General features: G+C 63.1%; 3 protein-coding genes. All 3 read right to left on the bottom strand.

Features of this window, described 5'->3' with window-relative positions:
• Nucleotides 1-37: 37 nt before the first annotated feature.
• Nucleotides 38-1,573 (bottom strand): IS66 family transposase, encoded by a 1,536-nt coding sequence (tnpC, locus tag PCE31106_RS23825; RefSeq protein ID WP_107338547.1) that lies wholly within the window; start codon nucleotides 1,571-1,573, stop codon nucleotides 38-40.
• Between the two features lie 63 nt (nucleotides 1,574-1,636).
• Nucleotides 1,637-1,972, bottom strand: coding sequence for an IS66 family insertion sequence element accessory protein TnpB (gene tnpB / locus PCE31106_RS23820; RefSeq protein ID WP_107338546.1), 336 nt, complete (start codon nucleotides 1,970-1,972; stop codon nucleotides 1,637-1,639).
• A complete protein-coding gene (tnpA, locus tag PCE31106_RS23815; protein WP_246174910.1) occupies nucleotides 1,969-2,322 on the bottom strand; it encodes an IS66-like element accessory protein TnpA in 354 nt (117 codons plus the stop codon). Before tnpA ends, tnpB begins: the two co-directional genes overlap by 4 nt.
• Between the last annotated feature and the right edge of the window lie 79 nt (nucleotides 2,323-2,401).

Genomic DNA, 2,401 nt, shown 5'->3' with positions numbered 1-2,401 from the left:
GTAAGCGGCTAGCAAACCCGTCTTGACGGATGAGGTTTCAACGGACGGCAGGCGTCCAACGGTGCGGCAGCAGATCACTGATGGCGCTGGCGCGCTGTGTCGGCAACCTCTCCAGCACGTCCTTCAGGTACGCATGCGGATCCAGGCCGTTTAGCTGTGCAGAACGCACCAGGCTCATGACGGCGGCCGCGCGTTGGCCCGCTCGCAGCGATCCCGCGAACAGCCAGTTCGAGCGCCCAATCGCCCAGGGGCGGATCTGGTTTTCCACCCAGTTGTTATCGATCGGCGCATTGCCATCGTCGAGGTAGCGCGTGAGCGCTTCCCAGCGTTTGATGCTGTAATCCAGTGCTTTGGCGATGGCCGATCCGTCTGGCACTTTTTGCCGTTGGCTGATCATCCAGGCATGCAATGCATCGGCCACGGCACGTGCCTTCTCCTGGCGCACGCACCGCCGCTCGTCTGGGCTGAGTGTCGCCACCTCGCGCTCAACGTCGTAGAGCATGCCGATGTACGCCAGCGCCTGACCCGCCACCTCGCTTTTATGATTGGCGTGCAGTTCGTAGAATTTGCGCCGGGCATGCGCCATGCAGCCGAGTTCGATCACGTCCGCGCCGAAACTCGCCTTATAGCCCGCGTAATCGTCGCACACGAGCTTGCCTTGCCAGTCTTTCAGGAAGGCGCGCGCATGCTCACCGGCACGGCTCGGCGCAAAGTCGTAGACCACACCGCGCACGGACTCATAACTTGTGGGGCAGTACGCCCACAGATAGGCACGGTGCGTTTTCTTCTTGCCTGGATCGAGCATCTGCACTGGCGTCTCGTCGGCGTGCAGCACGCCGTGCGTGAGCAACGCTTCGCGCAACGCGTCGACCAAGGGCTGCAGCCGTACGCCACACACGCCAACCCATTGCCCCAAGGTCGAACGCGGCAAGGCCAAGCCTGCGCGTGCAAAGATCTTTTCTTGACGATACAGCGGCAAGTGGTCGGCGTACTTGGCCACCAGCACTTGGGCGAGCAGCCCGGCCGTCGGGATACCCTTGTCGATCACGTGAGCCGGCACAGGCGCCTGGGCCAGCGTCTCGCACTCGGCGCACACCCACTTGCCACGCACGTGACGCTCCACCGTAAAGACACCCGGGACGTAGTCCAGCTTCTCGGCCACGTCCTCGCCGATGCGCTTCATCTCGCAACCACAGCCACACGTGCTCGACTCGGGTTCGTGGTGGATGACGGTACGCGGCAGGTTTGCCGGCAGCGGCGCGCGTTTGGGCTTTTGCGGCGCCTCGGCAGGCGTTGCAGGCTGGGTGCTTAGCTGCGCGAGCTCTTCTTCGATGGCCGCGATATCGGCATCGATGCTCTCGTCGAGCAGGCTCGCTTGCGTGCTGTCGAGCTGCTCGCTGCGTTTGCCGAACTGGTACCGCTTGATCATCGCCATCTCATGCGTGAGTTGGTCGATACGCGTCTGACGGTAGTGGAGTTCGCGATCCTTCTCGCCGACCTTGGCGATCAGCTCAGCCGCGAGCGTGCGAAGCTGCTCCGGGCTGAGGTGGTCGAGGTTTGCGGGTAAGTTCATGGGGCTCAGTTTGCCAGAGCCTGGCACCGCTGCCCATTGGATCAACACCGGATTGCACCGGCATCAGAGGATTGTGATCACCCCGTGCTCGCCCAAGCGCTGCCAGGGTAGCCCGAGCACCAGCGCCTGCAACTGCTCCGGCGTGAGGGCAAGCTCCGTGGCCAGCCCCTCGCCGGGCCAGATGAAGCGGCCCTTGTTCAGGCGCCGCGCCGCCAGCCATACGCCGATGCCGTCATGCACCAACACCTTCATGCGATTGCCGCGACGGTTGGCGAACAGATACGCGTGATGCGGGCGGGCCGCGCCAAACACCTTCACCACGCGAGCCATCGCCGTGTCGCTGCCGGCGCGCATATCCAGCGGCTCGACCGCTAGCCAGATTTGGTCGACACGGATCATCGCAGCCAGTCCCGTAACCAGGTGGCACAACCGACTGCGTCCTCCAGGGGCCATCGCACGATGATGCGCGTATCGCCCCGGGCGACATCGATCTGGATATCTTGGCGTAACGCGGGCATTGACGTCGCACGCGAAGGTGCGGCAATTGGAATGAACGACGGCGTCGCCATCGCCAGTTGCCCTGCCTCCGCCAACCGAAGCCATTTGTGCACGATATTGGCGTTCATGCCGTACTTGAGCGCCACGCTCGACACCGATCTGTCCCCAGCCTTGCACTCGGCCACAACCTCGCTCTTGAACTGCTTCGAGTAGGAGCGCCGTACACGCTTAACCGCTAATTCTGTGCCCATCATCGCGTCCGCTTAAATTTAAGCGGACACTATCTGTCGGCACAACGAGACCCGCAAGATGGGTTCGCCAGCCGCTTAC

The organism is Pandoraea cepalis (assembly GCF_902459665.1).
Lineage (GTDB): Bacteria > Pseudomonadota > Gammaproteobacteria > Burkholderiales > Burkholderiaceae > Pandoraea > Pandoraea cepalis.
The sequence above is the reverse complement of the archived record's forward strand: the minus strand, read 5'-3'. Positions and strand labels throughout refer to the sequence as shown.

Excerpts from the sequence above, each read along its gene's own strand:
- tnpC (WP_107338547.1), bottom strand. The coding sequence starts at position 1,573 with ATGAACTTACCCGCAAACCTCGACCACCTCAGCCCGGAGCAGCTTCGC.
- tnpB (WP_107338546.1), bottom strand. The coding sequence starts at position 1,972 with ATGATCCGTGTCGACCAAATCTGGCTAGCGGTCGAGCCGCTGGATATG.
- tnpA (WP_246174910.1), bottom strand. The coding sequence starts at position 2,322 with ATGGGCACAGAATTAGCGGTTAAGCGTGTACGGCGCTCCTACTCGAAG.